Origin of the sequence: Corynebacterium pilosum DSM 20521 = CIP 103422 (genome assembly GCF_000373805.1) — a bacterium.
Taxonomy (GTDB): Bacteria; Actinomycetota; Actinomycetes; order Mycobacteriales; family Mycobacteriaceae; genus Corynebacterium; species Corynebacterium pilosum.
On sequence record NZ_KB892472.1, the window covers coordinates 38,247 to 56,203 of the forward strand.

Annotated in this window: 16 protein-coding genes; 7 read left to right on the forward strand and 9 right to left on the reverse strand. The window is 62.5% G+C overall.

Going from position 1 to position 17,957, the window contains the following annotated elements:
* Positions 1-2 precede the first annotated feature (2 nt).
* A complete protein-coding gene (locus B097_RS0111920; RefSeq protein ID WP_018582751.1) occupies positions 3-803 on the forward strand; it encodes an LmeA family phospholipid-binding protein in 801 nt (266 codons plus the stop codon).
* Positions 793-1,464: a heme-binding beta-barrel domain-containing protein gene (locus B097_RS0111925; protein WP_018582752.1), complete on the forward strand. Its 672-nt coding sequence runs from the start codon at positions 793-795 to the stop codon at positions 1,462-1,464. The genes B097_RS0111920 and B097_RS0111925 overlap by 11 nt, the downstream gene beginning before the upstream one ends.
* On the opposite strand, the gene B097_RS0111930 is transcribed toward B097_RS0111925, so the two are convergent.
* Positions 1,461-2,402 (reverse strand): aminodeoxychorismate lyase, encoded by a 942-nt coding sequence (locus tag B097_RS0111930; protein WP_018582753.1) that lies wholly within the window; start codon positions 2,400-2,402, stop codon positions 1,461-1,463. The two genes, B097_RS0111925 and B097_RS0111930, sit on opposite strands and share 4 nt — an antisense overlap.
* Positions 2,403-2,445: 43 nt before the next feature.
* Here B097_RS0111930 and ygfZ point away from each other — a divergent pair, with 43 nt between their 5' ends.
* Positions 2,446-3,558 carry a CAF17-like 4Fe-4S cluster assembly/insertion protein YgfZ gene (gene ygfZ, locus B097_RS0111935; RefSeq protein ID WP_026254508.1) on the forward strand — a complete coding sequence of 371 codons (1,113 nt, stop codon included), beginning with the start codon at positions 2,446-2,448 and terminating at the stop codon, positions 3,556-3,558.
* A gap of 148 nt (positions 3,559-3,706) precedes the next feature.
* A complete protein-coding gene (locus B097_RS0111940; protein WP_018582755.1) occupies positions 3,707-3,928 on the forward strand; it encodes a DUF3073 domain-containing protein in 222 nt (73 codons plus the stop codon).
* A gap of 82 nt (positions 3,929-4,010) precedes the next feature.
* Here the strand turns inward: B097_RS0111940 and purM are convergent, their stop codons facing one another.
* Genes purM through B097_RS0111955 form a run of 3 tightly spaced genes read right to left on the reverse strand, consistent with a single transcriptional unit; the run spans position 4,011 to position 7,043 of the window.
* Positions 4,011-5,087: a phosphoribosylformylglycinamidine cyclo-ligase gene (gene purM / locus B097_RS0111945; RefSeq protein WP_018582756.1), complete on the reverse strand. Its 1,077-nt coding sequence runs from the start codon at positions 5,085-5,087 to the stop codon at positions 4,011-4,013.
* On the reverse strand, positions 5,088-6,629 hold the full coding sequence (gene purF, locus B097_RS0111950) for an amidophosphoribosyltransferase (RefSeq protein WP_018582757.1): 1,542 nt from the start codon (positions 6,627-6,629) through the stop codon (positions 5,088-5,090). It abuts the gene before it with no gap.
* Between the two features lie 15 nt (positions 6,630-6,644).
* Positions 6,645-7,043, reverse strand: coding sequence for a sterol carrier family protein (locus B097_RS0111955; protein ID WP_018582758.1), 399 nt, complete (start codon positions 7,041-7,043; stop codon positions 6,645-6,647).
* A gap of 104 nt (positions 7,044-7,147) precedes the next feature.
* On the opposite strand from B097_RS0111955, the gene B097_RS0111960 reads away from it, so the two are divergent.
* From B097_RS0111960 to B097_RS13025, 3 genes are all read left to right on the forward strand, one after another.
* Positions 7,148-8,155 (forward strand): acyl-CoA thioesterase, encoded by a 1,008-nt coding sequence (locus B097_RS0111960; protein WP_018582759.1) that lies wholly within the window; start codon positions 7,148-7,150, stop codon positions 8,153-8,155.
* Between the two features lie 69 nt (positions 8,156-8,224).
* A complete protein-coding gene (locus B097_RS0111965; RefSeq protein ID WP_018582760.1) occupies positions 8,225-9,286 on the forward strand; it encodes an alpha/beta hydrolase in 1,062 nt (353 codons plus the stop codon).
* Positions 9,287-9,480: 194 nt separating this feature from the next.
* A complete protein-coding gene (locus B097_RS13025; protein WP_018582761.1) occupies positions 9,481-12,153 on the forward strand; it encodes an ExeM/NucH family extracellular endonuclease in 2,673 nt (890 codons plus the stop codon).
* A gap of 10 nt (positions 12,154-12,163) precedes the next feature.
* Here the strand turns inward: B097_RS13025 and B097_RS0111975 are convergent, their stop codons facing one another.
* The 5 genes from B097_RS0111975 to purB are packed head-to-tail and all read right to left on the reverse strand — an operon-like array spanning position 12,164 to position 17,951.
* A complete protein-coding gene (locus B097_RS0111975; protein WP_018582762.1) occupies positions 12,164-12,655 on the reverse strand; it encodes a glutathione peroxidase in 492 nt (163 codons plus the stop codon).
* A 29-nt stretch (positions 12,656-12,684) separates the two neighbouring features.
* Positions 12,685-13,365 (reverse strand): DUF2334 domain-containing protein, encoded by a 681-nt coding sequence (locus tag B097_RS0111980; RefSeq protein ID WP_018582763.1) that lies wholly within the window; start codon positions 13,363-13,365, stop codon positions 12,685-12,687.
* 45 nt (positions 13,366-13,410) lie between these two features.
* On the reverse strand, positions 13,411-15,555 hold the full coding sequence (locus B097_RS0111985; RefSeq protein WP_018582764.1) for a S9 family peptidase: 2,145 nt from the start codon (positions 15,553-15,555) through the stop codon (positions 13,411-13,413).
* A gap of 23 nt (positions 15,556-15,578) precedes the next feature.
* Entirely contained in the window at positions 15,579-16,475 is an 897-nt protein-coding gene (locus B097_RS0111990; RefSeq protein WP_018582765.1) for a phosphoribosylaminoimidazolesuccinocarboxamide synthase, read from the reverse strand.
* A 45-nt stretch (positions 16,476-16,520) separates the two neighbouring features.
* Entirely contained in the window at positions 16,521-17,951 is a 1,431-nt protein-coding gene (purB, locus tag B097_RS0111995; RefSeq protein WP_018582766.1) for an adenylosuccinate lyase, read from the reverse strand.
* Between the last annotated feature and the right edge of the window lie 6 nt (positions 17,952-17,957).

The following is a 17,957-nucleotide window of genomic DNA, read 5'->3' on the forward strand; positions in this document are numbered from 1 at the left end:
ATGTGAAGACCGATTCATTCTTGGCGAGGCACTCGCGGCTGCTCTCTGTGGCCGGGGTCGTGCTGCTCATCGTCGTTGCTGTCGGTGTGGTCGATAGTCTCACGGCGGCACGGGTTGAGCATCGGTTGTCCCAGTCCATCAAGGACAATTCGCAGCTTGCCACCACGCCGGAAGTCTATGTCGGCGGGACGCCATTCGCGCAGGTCCTTCTCACCGAGAAGATTCCCCAAATCAGCGTCAACGCGCTGGATGTTGATATTGAGGACCTCGGTATCGTCAACGCCTCTACCGACATTTATAACGTCGAACTACCGGCAGGCGCGGCTTACTCCGGAGATGTTGTCGGGCACTTCGCAGAACTGATGAAACGCCGCATCAGCCTCGACGGGGTAGCCCTCGGCCAGTTCCTCGGAATGACCGACCTAGACATTTCGAACCCCTACGACATCTCCCCTGGCGGCGGCGTGGCCAGCGAGGCCCAGCTAACCGGCACGCTGCCGGGCATGAGCGAAAAGACCTCCGTGATTGTCACCCTGCGCCTCAACGGCCCGCAGTTCCGCATGGAGCCACTCGAGATTATCGACTCCGCAGGCCGCCCAGACCTTGTCGAGAAGGGCTACACCCTGGAGTTTGATACCCGCGACCTCCCGCTTGCCGCGCAGGCCAACCTGGTCCAGCTCTCAGGCGGTTCCATCGTGTTCGAGGCAGAGCGCCGCAACATCATCCTGCGCCCCAGCGACTTAACGCCGGTGGAAACAGGTGACTCGGAGTTCACTGACTACCCTGGTTCCCATGAGCAATAGTTTTAACGAAGAACCACAGAACGCGTCCGACGCTTCTGCAGCACAGCCCCTCGACGGCAACGAGGCCATCAACCTGGCTGAACAACAGTCAAAGAACACGGCGCACCGCAATATCCCACCGCTTAACCTCGATGAGATTCCGCTTGCCGACGACACCGCCAACCTGCGTCAGGGCCCTAGCCTGCACGACGGCCTCCTCGCACTATTGCCCCTGGTCGGCGTGTGGCAAGGTTTCGGCCAGGCCAACGACAACGGCGAAGAATATGCTTTCGGCCAGCGCCTCGTGATTGCCCACGACGGGGAAAACTACCTGCGCTTCGATTCCCGCATCTGGCGGGTCGATTCGGAAGGGAACTCGGTTGGCGCCGACCAGCGCGAGATCGGCTTCTGGCGCATCAGCCTGAAAGACGAGATCGAGGTGACGCTGACCAACTCTCGTGGCCTGGTGGAAATTCTGTACGGCGAACCGGTCAATGACCGCGCCTGGCAGATCGAAAGTGCTTCCACCATCGTCACCGCCACCGGGCCGGCCGCCCACGGCCCCGGTAAGCGGCTTTACGGCCTGATGCCCGATAATTCGCTGGGCTGGGTCGACGAGCGAATGCAGGACGGACAGCTGGCACCGCACATGTCCGCCCAGCTCACCCGCATCGCAGGCTAGCTTTCCAAACTTTTCTGGATCGCCGCGTCGAAAAGCTCCCGGATCTCCGCCTCATTGTCGGAGGCGGGCAGTTTTTCGTCGTCAAGCTTGGTCACGCGCGTGGCCACCCGGGTGGAGCTGACCAGCCAGACCGACTCGGCCTTGAGTAAGTCGTCGACGGTGAGGTCGGTGGTTTTGCAGCGCCACCCGCTGTCCTGCGCCGTATCGAAAATTGCCTGCTGCGTGGTGCCGGCCAAGACGGCGCCGCCATGGCGTGGGGTGCGGATCTTCCCGCCCTTCTTGAATACCAGCACCGTCGATGTCGCGCCCTCGAGCACCCGGGTGCTGCCGGGCTCCTCGGCCGGCTCAATGTAGATCACATCGTCGTACCCGTGCTCCCGTGCCCACCGCATCGCAGCCATGTTCGCCGCGTAGTTCAACGTCTTCGCCCCCACCGCCAGCCAGGGGGCGGCGCCCTTCGCGTCCGGCAGGTTCGGGGTGATGGTGTAGCCGCGCGGAGCGGTCATCGCTTTGACGCCCTTCTCGCGCTGCTCCGCGATATTCTTCGGCAGTGCACGCACGGTAATCCACGCGCTGGGCACCCCCGTAGTCTCGCGACCGCGCGTGTACGTCCACGTGCATTTGGCCTCGAAGGGTTCCCCTCCGCGCTCCCGTGCGTAGTCCGCCATTGCCTCGCGGGTGGCGCGCTCCCAGTCCTCGCCGCTGACCTCAGGCAGGTCCAGCAGCTGCGCTGAACGAGCAAAGCGCTCGGCGTGCGCGGCCAGGTTCGCCACCTTCCCGTCGCGCACTAAAAGCGATTCAAAAACGCCGTCCCCGCGAGTCACCGCGGCATCGTCCCAAAACACGTGCGGCAGGTTGGGATTATGCCTGCGCACGGACCCGCCAAAGGGCTCAACGATGTAGATCACAGGCTGCGGGGACAAAGTCACGGAACTCATGGCCCCCTATTATGCCTGCTTTATCCCGGCTACGATCATTAGTGTGACAAATTACGAATCTTATACTTCCCCTTTACTGTCCCGACCGAACGCGCAGTCGCTTGTCGACGAATCCCTGTCCAGCTCCCTGCTCGACGCAGCAGGTGTCGCTTGGCACTACGGAAATCCCCTCGCAGAGCAGCGCGCCATCGAATCCGATCTGGTGATGGTGGACCGCTCGCACCGCCGCGTCCTTGCGGTGACCGGCGAGGATGCCGCGGAATTCCTGAACAACCTGCTCACTCAAAAACTTGATGACGCCCCCGATGGCTTCTCCGCCGCCTGCCTGGACCTAGATATTCAGGGCCGCATTCTGCACCAGGCGTACGTCACCCGCAGCGGCGACACGTTCTACCTGGACATGCCCTCTTATGTCTTCCCCACGTTTTCTGACTTCTTACAGAAGATGATTTTCTGGTCCAAGGTGGACATCGAGGAAGTCGACTTGGCACTACTTACCCTTCTTGGGCCGGACGGTTCGCTTCACGACGAGACGCTGGCCGATCTTCCCACCGCCTTTGTCCGCCGCGTGGACTGGGACGGTGTGGAGCGTCACGACCTTGCCGTTCCGCGCGCTGAGCTGAGGGCGGTCGTCGATAAGCTTGCGGACCGCGGCGTTCAACTTGCCGGGCTGATGGCGTTTACTGCGCAGCGGGTGCGCGCGGGCGAGCCGGAGATGCGTGCCGACCTTGATGAGAAGTCGATCCCGCACGAGGCGCCGCGGCTGATTAGTCGCGCGGGCCGGGTGCGGGCGGTCCACCTCGAAAAGGGGTGCTACCGCGGGCAGGAAACTGTGGGCCGGGTAGAAAATCTGGGCCGCTCCCCTCGCCTTCTGGTGCTTCTGCAACTGGATGGGTCTGCTCCGGAGGATCCGGTTCCGGGTTCACAGATCACGGCCAACGGGCGTAAGGCGGGTCGACTGGGCACCGTCGTGCATGACTACGACTACGGCCCGATTGCTCTTGCGCTCGTGAAACGCAGCGCTTTATCCTCCGAGGACCTTGTTATCGAGGGCACTTCGCCGGTGAGCGCGACGGTGGATCAGGACTACATTCCGGAAGAAGATACGACGAAAGCAGGAAGGGAAGCTATCGCGAAGTTACGGGGGCAAAACTAAGCCCTATTTACGCAGCTTGGGCGTGGGGGAGGAATTTTTTCTGATTTCACGCTATTGTATGTGACAGGAATACATACTGAATCGAAAAGCTGATGGGGCTACCCGAATACCCTGGGTCGCCCTTCAAACACCTCAAGGGGGTCACGCCATGGGCCGCGGACGCGCCAAAGCAAAGCAGACCAAGGTTGCACGCCAGTTAAAGTACAACTCTCCCGAGATGGATTTAGAATCCCTCCAGCGCGAGCTGGCAGGTCAAGCACCTGGCCGCCGCTGGGATGAAGACGATGACGGCTACGATGAGTACGAGGTCGACGACCAGTACGCGGAATACGCGGACTGGGATCCTGATGAGGACGACGACCGCCGCTAGACAAACTGCGCAACTAACACTGTGCACCACGCCCCGCCTCCGTGATTCCTAGGAGGCGGGGTGTCTGCTTCCCTGCGCCGTTTTAGTACTTCGAGTTGTCCCCCAACAGGACCGCGCGGGCCTGCTCGCCCGCTTTCGCGGAGCGGACCTCGCCGAGTTCCCAGCAGTCCACGTGGCGTGCGGTGAGCATCGCCAGGGTGCGCTCCTTGTCCTTGGCGGACACGATCGCGACCATGCCGACACCCATATTGAAGGTCTTCTCCATCTCTTCGCGGCTGACCTTGCCCAGGGTTTCGATGGTGCGGAAGATCTGCTGCGGGGTCCAGGTGTTGCGGTGCATTTCCGCCACCATGCCCTCCGGGATGATGCGCTCCATGTTGCCCACCAAGCCGCCGCCGGTGACGTGGCAGAACGTGCGCACCTCACACTCCGACATCAAGGCCAGGCAATCACGGGCGTAGATGCGGGTGGGAACCAGCAGTTCCTCACCCAGGCTGCGGCCCAGTTCCTCCACGTAAGAGTCCACCGTAAGCCCGGTGCGCTCGAAGAGGACGTGGCGCGCCAAAGAGTAACCGTTGGAGTGCAGGCCGGAGGAACCCATGGCGATGATCGCATCGCCCACGCGTACCTTCTCTGGGCCCAGCAGCTCGTCTGCTTCGACCACGCCGACGGCGGTGGCGGACACATCGTAGTCATCTGGGTCCATCACACCTGGGTGCTCAGCGGTCTCGCCGCCCAGCAGGGCTGCACCGGCCTGGACGCAGCCTTCGGCGATGCCGCCGACGATGTCTGCGATTTTCTCCGGCACCACTTTTCCGGTGGCGATATAGTCCTGCAGGAACAGTGGCTCAGCACCGCACACGACGAGGTCGTCGACGCACATGGCCACCAGGTCGATGCCGATGGTGTCGTGCTTATCCATCGCCTGGGCGATAACAAGCTTCGTACCCACGCCGTCTGATCCTGCGGCGAGCAGCGGGTTGCGGTACTTGCCCAGCGCGAAGAGCCCAGCAAAGCCGCCGATACCACCACGGACCTCGGGGCGAGTGGCGCGCTTCGCGTGCGCGGCAAGGAGCTCGACCGCGCGGTCGCCTTCCTCGATGGACACGCCTGCTTCGGCGTAGGACGCGCCGGTAGTGGGCGTATTCTGGTCGGTCATCTATTTGGTCCCTTCTTGAAGTTCACGCACGATGTCTGCCTGCTTGTTCCCCGCCGGCAGACCCAGTGGGTAGTGGCCGTCGAAACATGCCGTGCACAGTTGACGTCCTGGCTGGTTGGTCACATCGACCATGTCCTCCTGGCTGACGAACGCCAGCGAGTCCGCGCCGATGGTTTCGCGAATATATTCCACCATGTCTTCCTCGGAGCGCGAAGCGGTCCGCGCCGCCGCAAAACCGTCGAGGCCGTCACGGTTGGCAATCAGCTCGTCCGGATCCGCGAAATCAATGCCGTAGAAGCATGGCCATTTCACCGGCGGGGAGGCGATGCGCACATGGACTTCGCTCGCACCTGCCTCGCGCAGCATCTTGATCAGCGCCAGCTGCGTATTGCCGCGCACGATCGAGTCATCCACGACGATCAGGCGCTTGCCTTTGATCATGTCGCGCACTGGGTTCAATTTCAGCCGGATGCCCAGCTTGCGCAGCGTCTGCGAGGGCTGAATGAAGGTTCGCCCCACATACGCGTTTTTCATCAGGCCGCGGCCATACGGAATGTCGCAGGCCGTGGCGTAGCCGATCGCGGCAGGCACGCCGGATTCCGGCACGGGCATCACGAGGTCCGCCTCGACGGGATCAGAGTGCGCCAAGCGCTTGCCGATCTCAATGCGGGTGGTGTTGATGGTCTGGCCATTAATCACCGAGTCCGGGCGCGCCAAGTACACGTATTCGAAGACGCACCCGGCGCGCTGCGGCTCCGCGAAAGTCTCCGAGCGCACGCCGTCGGCGTCGATGACGATGAGTTCGCCTGGCTCCACATCACGAACAAATTTCGCGCCGACGATGTCCAACGCCGCTGTCTCACTGGCGACCACCCAACCGCTTTCAAGCTGGCCGAGTGACAGGGGGCGCACGCCGTGGCGGTCGCGCGCCGCATACACTTTTTCGCCGTCGGTGAAGACTAGGCAGAATGCGCCTTCAAGGCGCGGTAGCAGTTGGCGGGCGGCGTCCAGCGCAGTGGTGTTTTCGTCGATAGCGTCGGCCAGCAGCGCTGACATCACCGCGCTATCCGACGAGGACCCCTGCCCGTCAATATTATCTTCGCGGATCAGGCGTCGCGCAACTGCCTCGTCGCGAAGTTCCTGGTAATTGACGAGGTTGCCGTTGTGGCCCAGCGCCAGGTCTGTGTTGGCGGCGGTGGCGCGGAAGATGGGCTGGACGTTTTCCCAGCTTGTGCATCCTGCGGTGGAGTAGCGCGTATGCCCGATGGCGACATCACCCTGTAGAGCTTCCAGGGTGGGTTCGTCGAAGACTTGGGAGACAAGGCCCATGTCTTTGAATACGACGAGGTGTTGGGCGTTGCCTGCCGCTATTCCCGCGCCTTCCTGACCGCGGTGCTGAAGGGCGAAGAGCCCAAAGTAGGTTAGCTTCGCGACTTCTTCCCCTGGTGCCCATACTCCGAAGACGCCACACTCTTCGCGTGGTTCGTTCTCCGGGGTATCGAAGGGGCGTCCGTCACTTTCAATAGCGTCAGTGGTGAACACGTCCTTTACAGTAGCTTATTTTGGTCCGTCTTCTAAGCCGATCACGGGAAGCGCGGCAATAATGTCGGTGGCGCGTGATCCAGACGCGTCCACGGTGCCGGCGGAGATCTCGTCGTCAAGCGTGCTGATGCCAGTGGCAAGGCGAAGCCACGTCTGCGGATCCGTTTCCACCACATTCGGGGGCGTGCCGCGTGTATGTCGCGGGCCCTCAACACATTGGACGGCTACAAACGGGGGTACCCGCAGCTCGACGGAATGCCCTGGAAGTTCGGCCGCAAGCGCGCGTGCGGTGCGGCGGACGGCGTCGGCAAACTGGCTTCGAGCTGGCTTTTCATTGTGCTCTGGCTCACGAATCCAGGCGGAGATAGCGTCGACGGCGGCACGGGTCAACGCAGGGTCATTCTTTGGAGGCATGAAACCATCTTAAGTGTGTGAAGTTCCCGCTACCCTTATCGGTACTTCACCTGCGCTGTAGCTGCACTAATGAATCACTTCGATCTTTGAAAGGCCTGTCCCCCATGCCCACCACCCCCGTTCCCACCACCAAGTCACCTTCCGTCACGCTGCGTTTCATGGCGGCTCCCACGGACATCATCGTGGCAGGTGCCCAGGGCGTGTCCGGTGGGCGCGTGCTGGAGTGGATCGATAAGGCCGCCTACGCCTGTGCGGTCCAATGGTCGTCGACATACTGCGTGACGGCGTACGTGGGGCACATTCACTTCACCCGCCCCATCCCGTCCGGCCACTTGGTGGAGGTGCGTTCGCGCATCGCGATGACGGGGCGTTCCTCCATGCACATCGTCAACGAAGTGCTTTCCGCGGATCCGCGCGAGGGCATTTTCACCCGCGCCTGTGACTGCCTGGTGATCTTCGTCGCGAAGGACCCCGAGACCGGTAAGTCCACCCCCGTGCCCACCTTCGTTCCGGAAACGGAAGAGGAAAAGCGCATGGAAGCCGCCGCGAAGTCGCGTATCCAGCTACGCAAGGACATCGAAGAGGAAATGCTCAAGCAGACCTACGACGGCGAATCGGACGCGCCGCGCATCGTCCACCGCTTCTTGGCCAAGCCCACCGACGTCAACTGGGGTGGCAACGTCCACGGCGGCACCGCGATGGAGTGGATCGATGAGGCCGGCATGAACTGCACCATGGAGTGGTCCGGGGAGCGCACCGTCGCCGTCTATGCCGGCGGCATCCGCTTCTACAAGCCCATCTCCATCGGTGATTTGATCCAGGTGGACGCCCGCCTCACCCGCACCGATTCCCGTTCGATGCACGTCACCGTCCACGTCGAATCTGGTAACCCGCGCAACGGTCGAGCCGGCTTGGAAACCGCCATCCACGCCACCTTCACCTATATCGGCATCAGCATCGACGGCCACCCGCTTGCGGCGCGCCAGTTCGTGCCGCGTACCGACGAGGACCTCGCCCTGGCAGAGCACGTCGAAACGCTCAAGGAACTGCGTTCGCGCTACCAGCCGATTCCTTTGGTACAGCCACGCCACGTGAGCAAACTGGTGGACTAAACGCCCCCAACCGCACCCCACGACACCGATTCCTCAACGCTTCACGCGTTCTCAGGTTAGAATCAGCTCATGTCATTCCGTCGAAAGATCACCAGCGCGCTTGCTGCGCTGGCTGTCACCGCTGGCACGATCGCCACAGCACCCGTTTCCCACGCCGTGCCCGAAGGGGAAATGTCCTCTAACGCCGGTAATGCAGTCGCCGATCTGGGGCTGTCTTCCGGCAACGGTCCCGTCGCCCCACCCATCGCCCCGCCGGATACCTCCGGCGCACACCTTGTCTCCGCCACCCACGTGGAGGGCAACCGGTGGAATATTGATGTCTACTCCCCGGCGATGGGCCGCACCATTTCCAATATGGCGCTGCTTCCCGCAGGCGACGCGCCCCGCCCCACCTTCTACCTGCTCTCCGGCTCCAACGGTGGGCAAGCGGGCCAGAACTGGGCCAGCCATTCTAACTATGAGCACTTTTTCGCCGACAAGCACGTCAACGTGATCACCCCGTTGGGCGGCAAGCGTTCAATCTATTCCGAGTGGAACAACGTTGACCCAGCGCTGGGCAACAACAAGTGGACCACGTATATCGCCTATGAGCTGCCAAGCGTGATCGACCGCCACTTCCACGGCACCGAGCGCGACGCCGTCGGCGGCATTTCGGCCTCCGGTAGCGGCGCGATCGACCTGGCCGCGCAGAACCCAGAGCGTTTCAAGGCCGCCGCGTCCTACTCCGGCTGCCCGTCCACGGGTGGTGCCGCAGGGTGGGCCTATATTTCGGCCATCATGGGGGAGGCCGGCGGCCTGTCCTTCAACGCGTGGGGCCTGCCCGATAGCCCGACCTGGAACGACCATAACCCGATCCGCAATCTGCACCGCCTGCACGGCACCGCGCTGTTCGTGTCTTCGTCGGAAGGTGTGCCTTCGGCCCAGGAGCGCGCGGTCCAGCCGGTCTGGATCGGCCCGCGTATCGTCGAGCTTGGCGCGCACGCGTGCTCTGAGTACTTCACCAACATGGCGCGGAAGGAAGGCCTCCACGTCACGCGCTACACGCCGACGCACGGCGCACACTCCTTCTACCTGTTCGAGGAGTCTTTGCGCGAGTCTTGGCCGACGATCGGCCCGGCCATCGGAGCTTAAGTTTTCGCTTATCGACGATCACCCCTGCCTCACCTTTTCTTGAGGCAGGGGTGAACCTGTCTTTTCTTCTGGGTGACCTCTCTGTGACATCGACATGAATTCTTCAATCTTCACCATTCATAAGTTTTTTATTCTGTTAAGAATGAATGAGAACGCGTCACGTTCTGACACTCCCCCGTTGTGAAGGAATTCCCATGTCTTTGTTTGCTCACCCCCGCCGCGCTATGGCCTTCGCCCTGGCCCTGGCTGCAGGTACCGTATCCGTCGTTGCACCGCAGGCTGTCGCTGCGCCCGATGGCTCTAATGTCGTGATCAATGAGGTCTACGGTGGCGGAGGCAACTCCCGCTCCGTCTTCTCCCATGATTTCGTCGAGCTGTACAACCCCACCGACGCAGACATTGATGTGACGGGGTGGACCCTGGCCCAGAAATCAGCGGCCGGAAACGTGGGCAACACGATCACGCTGTCCGGCGTGATCCCCGCGAAATCTCACTTCCTGATCCAGGGCGCTTCCGGATCCAACGACACCGGCGCCCTGCCGGCTCCCGACGCCGAAGGCACGTTCAATTTCGCTGGTGCCAACGCCATCGCTGAGCTTAACGACGCCACCGGGGCCACCGTCGACCTCATCGGCTGGGGCAGCGCCACCCAATTCGAAGGTGCTCCGGCCACGTCCACCTCGAACTCCACCTCGGTGCAGCGCGTATCCGTCGGCGTCGATACGGACAACAACTCGGTCGACTTCACCGTGGGCGCACCCACCCCGCAGAACTCGGGCACCGCAGGTTCTGTCGAACCTACAGAACCTACAGGCCCCACAGAGCCAGAAGTCCTCCCCTCCGACCAGCTCACCCCAATCGCAGAGATCCAGGGCACCGGGGATGCCACCCCGCTCGACGGCCAGACGGTGAGCACCAGCGGTGTCGTCACCGGCGTCTATGCTGAGGGCGGCCGCAATGGCTTCTACATCCAAACAGAGGGAACCGGCGGCCAACCGCAAAAGCTCGGCGATGCCTCCCACGGCATCTTCGTCTACCTGGGATCCAATGGCACCTACCCGAATCTAGGCGATTCCGTCCAGGTCACCGGGCGCGCCGGCGAGCATCACGGCACCACCCAGCTGTCCAACGCGCAGGTCGTCGTCCTCGCAGAGCCGCTCACCCCGGTCACCCCGGTCGCGATCGAGCACCTTCCCGCCGGCGACGAAATCCGCGAGACCTACGAGTCGATGCTGGTCCAGCCCACAGGCGCCTACACCGTGACCAACAATTACTCCTTGAACGCCTTCGGCGAACTTGGCCTTGCCCCTGGCACCGAGGCCTTCCGCCAGCCCACCGACGTCGTACTACCCGGCGAGCAGGCCCAGGAGATGCAGGCGCGTATCGACGAAGAACTGGTCACCCTCGACGACGGCCGCACCGCCAACTACATGCGCACCGACAAGGACACTCCCCTGCCCTACCTGACCACCGCGGACGGCGGGATCACATCCATTCGCACCGGCGACGGTGTTACCTTCCAGAACCCGGTGATCGTCCAGTATGACTTCAACCTGTGGCGCTTCCAGCCCCAGATCCCCATTACCGGCGCTAACGCCACTGCGGAGCTTCCGATCACGTGGGAGAACTCCCGCGACAAGGAGCTGGCGGTTCCCGCATCGGTGCAGGGTGATTACAGCATCGCTACTTTCAACGTGTTGAACTTCTTCACCTCACTGGGTAAGGATGAGCCCGGTTGCCGCTACTACACGGACATGCACGGCAATCCGATCGCCACGAACTACTGCACCGTGCGCGGCGCCTACTCGGAGGCAGCCTTCAACGACCAGCAGGCCAAGATCGTTAACGCGATCAACATGCTCGATGCCGACGTGGTGGGCCTCGAAGAGATCGAAAATACAGCGGTTGTCACCGGTGATGTCACGCGTCGCGACGAATCGCTGGCATACCTCGTCGATAAGCTGAACGAGGCTGCTGGTGACACCAAGTGGGCCTATGTCGAATCGCCGACGCAGTTGAGCACCGACGAGGATGTGATCCGCACCGCGTTCATCTACCAGCCAGCCAAAGTGGAGCCCGTGGGAGAGTCGCGCATTTTCGACGACCCAGCCTACACCGGCACCGCGCGCCAACCGCTGGCGCAAGAATTCCAGCCTGCTGGCGGCGGCGAGTCTTTCGTCGCTATCGCCAACCACTTCAAGTCCAAGGGTTCTGTGGCCAACGGCGATGGGGACATGGGCGACGGACAGGGCAATAATGCGAACCTGCGCTCCGAGCAGGCGCGCGCCCTCGTGGAGCACCTCGAGCGCCAGGACGACTGGGCTGGGCTGCCAGTGTTCGTCATCGGCGACCTGAATGCCTACTCGCAGGAGGATGCCGTGCGCGTCTTCGAGCAGCAGGGGTTCACCAACATCAATGAGTCCCACGCCGGTTCTACCCCGACGTACCAGTTCGGTGGGATGCTTGGGTCGCTCGACCACGTACTGGGCAACGAGGAGGCGACGACGCGCGTGGTCGACGCGGCTGTGTGGAATATCAACGCTGATGAATCCATCGCGTTCGAGTACTCCCGCCGCAACTACAACACGGTCGACTTCTACGACACCACCCCGTTCCGCTCCTCCGACCACGATCCGATCAAGGTCGGGTTCTCGCTGTCCACGGATCCTGCGGATCCGGACACGAAGCCGGACACGGATCCTGCGGATCCGGACACAAAGCCAGATGCGGCGAGCTCTGGCAGCAGCCTCTCGGGCGTGATTGGTGCGCTTGTCGGCGTTGCAGGTATCAGCGCCCTGGTCGCAGGGCTGCTCAACCTGTTCTTCCCCGACCTTCTCAGCCAGGCCCTGGGGCGCTTCGGCCTCTAGCGCCGGGGACTTACTCGGGGAGGTTTTCCTCGAGCGTCTGGATCACCACGGGATCGTCCGGGGTGGTCATCGGGCGGAAGCGGGCAACAACGGAACCGTCCTCAGCGATAAGGAACTTCTCAAAGTTCCACTGGATCTCGCCCGCCTCCCCCTCTTCGTCCTTGGCCTGCACCAGTTCCTGGTAGATCGGGTGCGCGTTCTCACCATTGACCTCAAGCTTGGCCAGCAGCGGGAAGTTCACGTTGTACTCCTCAGCGTACTTCGTGGCGATCTCCGCATCGCTCAACGGCTCCTGACCCTTGAACTGGTTGCACGGGGCGCCGATAACGGTCAGGTCGCGCTCACCATAGGTGTCCTGCAGATTGGCAAGGTGCTCGAACTGAGTCTTCAGCCCGCACTCGGACGCGGTGTTGACCAGAAGAATGAGGTTGCTTCCGGCGATGTCATTCAACGTTGTCTCGGACCCATCGTTCAGGGTTACTGTGGTGTCTCGAATAGTCATGGCACCACTGTACAGAAAACTTGCCGGGGCTAGCGATGAAATTTTCCGTAGTCGGCGGGCACGGCACCCGCCTCCGCGGCGGCCAGCACCGCGGCCACGAAATCACGTGCCACCTTCTTCTCCCCCACGTTGCGGCCCGAAATGGACAAACGCACCGAGTTGCCACGTTTCGCTCCGCGCTCAGCGGCACGGATCACGTTGCCACGCCACCACTTCGCCGCACCATAGCCCTCGCCCACTGAGAGGTTGCGGGCTTTCAACACTCGCCCAGACTCGAGGTGTACCAGCCCACCGGTGGACGCTGCGACCACGAACCCGAACTCCGGCAGCACCTCCAGCGTTCCGGCAGACATCCGCCACCGCGGCGGGGCGAAAATATCGGTGTCGAACCCAATGCTGCGCATCTGGCGCGTTGCCCCCTTCAACCGCAGGCGGGCCTCGTGTGCATCGAGAGTAGAAAATTCGGCACGCCTACCCTGCACCGCCTGGTCAAAACCATTCAAGATCAAGGTTCGGCCAGCGTCGCGCTGCTCCGAAAGAAAAGCGCGAGTGCTCTTGTCCTTGGCCAGGTGCCAGTTGCCATCAATATGGGGCGCGACCAGCAAAGAGACGGGGATCTTTTCGTCGTCAAGCCTGCTGATCAAACGCTCCACGTCCTTGCGCGTCTCAGCAAAAATCGACGACACGGAGACGAAGAGGCGGCCATTCATGCGCCTGATTATCGCACAAGGTACGGGTTAATGCGCGCCAAGAAACTACGCCGCACCGGCGGTGCGCAGCGTCCAGGCATACTCGAAGGCTGTCTGGCGCCAGCGGGCATAACGCCCGGACACGCCACCGTGGCCGGCGCTCATCTCACACTTGAGCAGGAACTCGCCACCAGACGCCGTTGCCCGCAGCTGCGCGATCCACTTCGCCGGCTCCACGTACAGCACACGGGTATCGTTCAGGCTGGTCACCGCCAGAATATTGGGATAGTCCTTCGCCTCAATATTCTCGTAGGGCGAATAGGAGGCCATGTAGTCGTAGACTTCCGGGTCGTGGAAGGGGTCGCCCCATTCCTCCCACTCGGTGACCGTCAGGGGAAGTTCCGGCATCAAGATAGAGGTCAACGGATCGACGAAGGGCACGATCGCCTGGATACCGGCAAATTTCTCCGGGGCCATGTTCGCCACCGCGCCGACCAGCATTCCGCCGGCGGATCCACCCTCGGCGACCAGCTGCTCCGGCGTGGTTAGGCCTTCGTCGATAAGCATGTCCGCGGCCGCGATGAAGTCAGTAAAAGTATTCTTCTTCTGCAGCAGTTTGCCCTGGTCATACCAGGCACGTCCCATCTCGCCGCCGCCGCGCACGTGCGCGATGACAAAAATCATGCCGCGGTCCATCAGGCTCAGCCGTGCGATGGAAAAACCAGGGTCGATGGAGGACTCGTAGGAACCATAGGCGTAGAGCAACGTGGGCTGCGGCACCGAACGGTCCAGGTCGGCGCGGTGTACCACGCTGACGGGGATGTCGGTGCCATCGTCGGCACGCGCCCACATGCGATAGGCGGTGTACTCCTCGGGGTTATAGCCGCCCAGGACCTCCTGCTGTTTCAGCAGGGTGCGCTCGCCGGTGGCCACGCAGTAATCGAAAAGCTGCGCCGGCTGGGTGAAGGACACGTAGGATAGGCGCACCACCGGGGCATCCCACTCCGGGTTGCCGCCAACGCCGACGGTGTAAAGCTCCTCATCAAATTCGAGTTCGTGGAAACGCCCGAAATCCTCGCCCTTCAGGTTCATGAACGCGGCGCGCCCAATGCCCCCGCGCCGGTACGCCAGCACCATGAAGTCGCGGTAGGTGTCGATGCCCTCCACGCGGCGTTCGTCGTCGTGCGGGACCAGTTCGTCCAACTCGCGCAGGCCAGGAAGTGCGACACTAGCGCGTTCCGACGCCGGCCTCACCGCACACTGGCCCACCGAAAAGTTCGGCCCCAGCGCGTTGTGGGTGACCACCCAGTGCTCCACCCCGTCGAGGTCGGCCAAGTCCACCGCGTACTCCACGCCCTGTTCGCGTGGCCACAACACGTGGAATTCGCCTTCGGGATCGTCGATCGGCAGCACGCGGATTTCGGTGGTGACCTTGGAGCCGGATTCAATGATCAGGTAGCGCTCCGAGCGCTCCCCGCCCACGGCCACGTTGAAGCGCTCGTCTTCTTCGCGGTAGACCAGCACGTCCTCATCCATGCTGGTGCCCATCTTGTGGCGCCACACCGAATCCGGCCGCCAGGCCTCATCGACGCGCTGGTAGAAGATATAGTCCTCGCCTGCCCAGGTTGCGCCATAAAAAATGTTGTCCAGCCGGTCGCCCAGCAGCTCGCCCGTCTCCAAGTCTTTGACGTAGAGGGTGAAACGCTCATCACCGGCGGTGTCGACGGAGTAGGCAAGGTAGCGGCCGCTCGTCGTCACGCTCGAAGCGCCGACGGAGAAGAATTCGTGGCCTTCCGCCAGCTCGTTGAAGTCCAGCACGACCTGCTCGCCGGGCAGCGCGGAGCCGTCCTCGGGCAGCACGGGCGGCACCCACGGGTCAGAACCTTCCTCCACGGCCACACGGCAGGACAGGCCATAGTCCTTGCCCTCGATGGTGCGCCCGTAGTACCACCAGTTACCGGCGCGCTGCGGCACGGACATATCGGTCTGCTTCGTGCGGGACTTGATCTCCTCGTAGACCTGCTCCGTCAGGTCCTCCAGGTCAGCGGTGCGCGCCTTCGTGTAAGCGTTCTCCGCCTCCAGGTAGGCGATGGTTTCGGGTGACTCTTTGTCGCGCAACCATTCGTAATTGTCCACAAAATCGCGCCCATGGAAAGAGCGCGTCACGGGGTGGGTGGGGGCAACAGGGGCGGTTCGCGAGGTGTCGGTCATAACCACCCATGCTAGCAACCGTTTTACTTCGCGCAGTCACCCAGCCAGCTGTGGAACTTCTCCCCGCTCAGGCGCTCATAGGCCTCGATATAGCGCTCGCGCGTGGCCTCCACCACGGAGCCCGGCAGCGCCGGCGGTGCGACGTCCCCGCCCGGTTCCCAGCCGGACTTCGGGCTGGTCAGCCAGTTGCGCACGTATTGCTTGTCGAAGCTTGGCTGCACCTCGCCCTCGGCGTAGGAGTCCGCCGGCCAGTAGCGGGAGGAGTCTGGGGTCAAGACCTCGTCGGCAAGCACCAGCGTTCCATCCTTGTCCAGGCCGAATTCGAACTTCGTGTCCGCCAGGATGATGCCCTTGGATTCGGCCAGTTTCGCGGCCTCGGAATAGATCTTCAAGGTGGCGTCGCGCATTTCGTTGGCGCGGGCTTCGCCGAGCTTATCGACGACCACCTGGAAGCTGACGTTCTCATCATGATCGCCCTGCTCCGCCTTCGTCGCAGGCGTGAAGATCGGCTCCGGCAGCTTCGAAGCCTCAGTCAGCCCTTCGGGCAGCTCGATACCGCAGACGGTGCCGGACTCCTTGTATTCCTTCAGGCCCGAGCCGGTGAGGTAGCCGCGCGCGACGCACTCGAAAGGCAGCATGTTCAGGCGCTTAACGACGAGCGCACGCCCCAGCACTTCGTCCGGGATCCGCTCATCGTCGATGGGGCCGGCGAGGTGATTCGGGAAATCGATCTGGTTGAAAAAGAACACGCTCGTCGCCGTGAGCACTCGTCCCTTGTCGGGGATGAGTGGCTCAAGTGGGAAGTCGAACGCCGAAATTCGGTCGGTGGCCACCATCAGCAGGGCCTCGTCGTCAATCTCGTAGATTTCACGGACTTTACCTGCAGAAAGGTGGTTGTACTCAGACAATTCTGGTCGCATGGAATCACAGTGTAGACCCATCAGCGCCACCGTGGTAGTTGGGACTTAGAGAATTTCGCCCGGGGTGTAGTTCGCGGCTTCTGGGTGCTGGTTGACCAAGTCGTGGATGTTGTGCAGCACGTGGTCAATCTGCAGCTCAGTAGCACCGATGAAGGCCTCGCGGTCCGCCAGCGCCTGGTCCAACTCGGACTGGTTCAGGCCCAAGCGGCCGTCCTTGGCCAGGCGTTCGGTGAGGTTTTGTTCCGCGCCCTTCTGGCGCATGTCCAGGGCCATCGCCACAGCGTTTTCCTTGATCACTTCGTGCGCGGTTTCGCGGCCTACGCCCTTGCGCACCGCAGCCATGAGGATGCGGGTAGTCGCCAGGAACGGCAGGTAGCGGTCCAGCTCGCGGGTAATCATGGCGGGGAAAGCGCCGAACTCATCGAGCACCGTGAGGAAGGTTTCCATCATGCCGTCGAAGGCGAAGAACGCGTCCGGCAGCGCTACACGGCGCACCACCGAATCCGACACGTCGCCCTCGTTCCACTGCGACCCAGCCAGGTCAGCCACCATGGTGAGGTAACCACGCAGGATCACCTGGAAGCCGTTGACGCGTTCGCAGGATCGCGCGTTCATCTTGTGCGGCATGGCCGACGAACCGACCTGGCCTTCCTTAAAGCCCTCGGTGACGGTTTCGTTGCCCGCCATCAGGCGGATCGTGGTGGCCAACGACGAAGGCCCCGCGCCCAGCTGTACCAGGGCAGAGATCGCGTCAAAATCCAGCGAACGTGGGTAGACCTGGCCCACCGAATCGAAGATGTTCGAGAAGCCGAGGTAGTCGGCGATGGTGGTCTCCAGGGAGGCCAGCCGGCCCCGGTCCCCGTCGAAAAGGTCCAGCATGTCCTGAGAAGTGCCCATCGGGCCCTTGATGCCGCGCAGCGGGTAGCGCGACAGCAAGTTTTCCACGCGGCGCACAGCGACCAGTGTTTCGTCGGCGGCCGTGGCGAAGCGCTTACCCAAGGTGGTGGCTTGGGCGGCCACGTTGTGGGAACGGCCGGCCATCACCAGGGTTTTGTACTCGCCGGCGCGGTTACCCATGGCCTTAAGCACGGCCACGGACTTGTCGCGCACCAGCTCCAGGGACTTGTACACCTGCAGCTGCTCCACGTTTTCGGTGAGGTCGCGGCTGGTCATGCCCTTGTGGATGTGCTCGTGGCCGGCCAAAGCATTGAATTCTTCGATGCGCGCCTTCACGTCGTGGCGGGTCACGCGCTCACGCGCGGCAATGGAGTCCAAGTCAACGCGGTCGATGACTGCCTCATAAGCTTGGATCGCGGACTCCGGGATGTCGAGCCCCAGGTCCTTCTGCGCGCGCATGACGGCGATCCACAGTTGACGCTCCAGGATGATCTTGTATTCTGCACTCCACAGCTTCGCCATGGTGGGAGAAGCGTAGCGATTCGATAGGACATTGCCGTTGAAGGGTTTTTCGGCCACAGCACA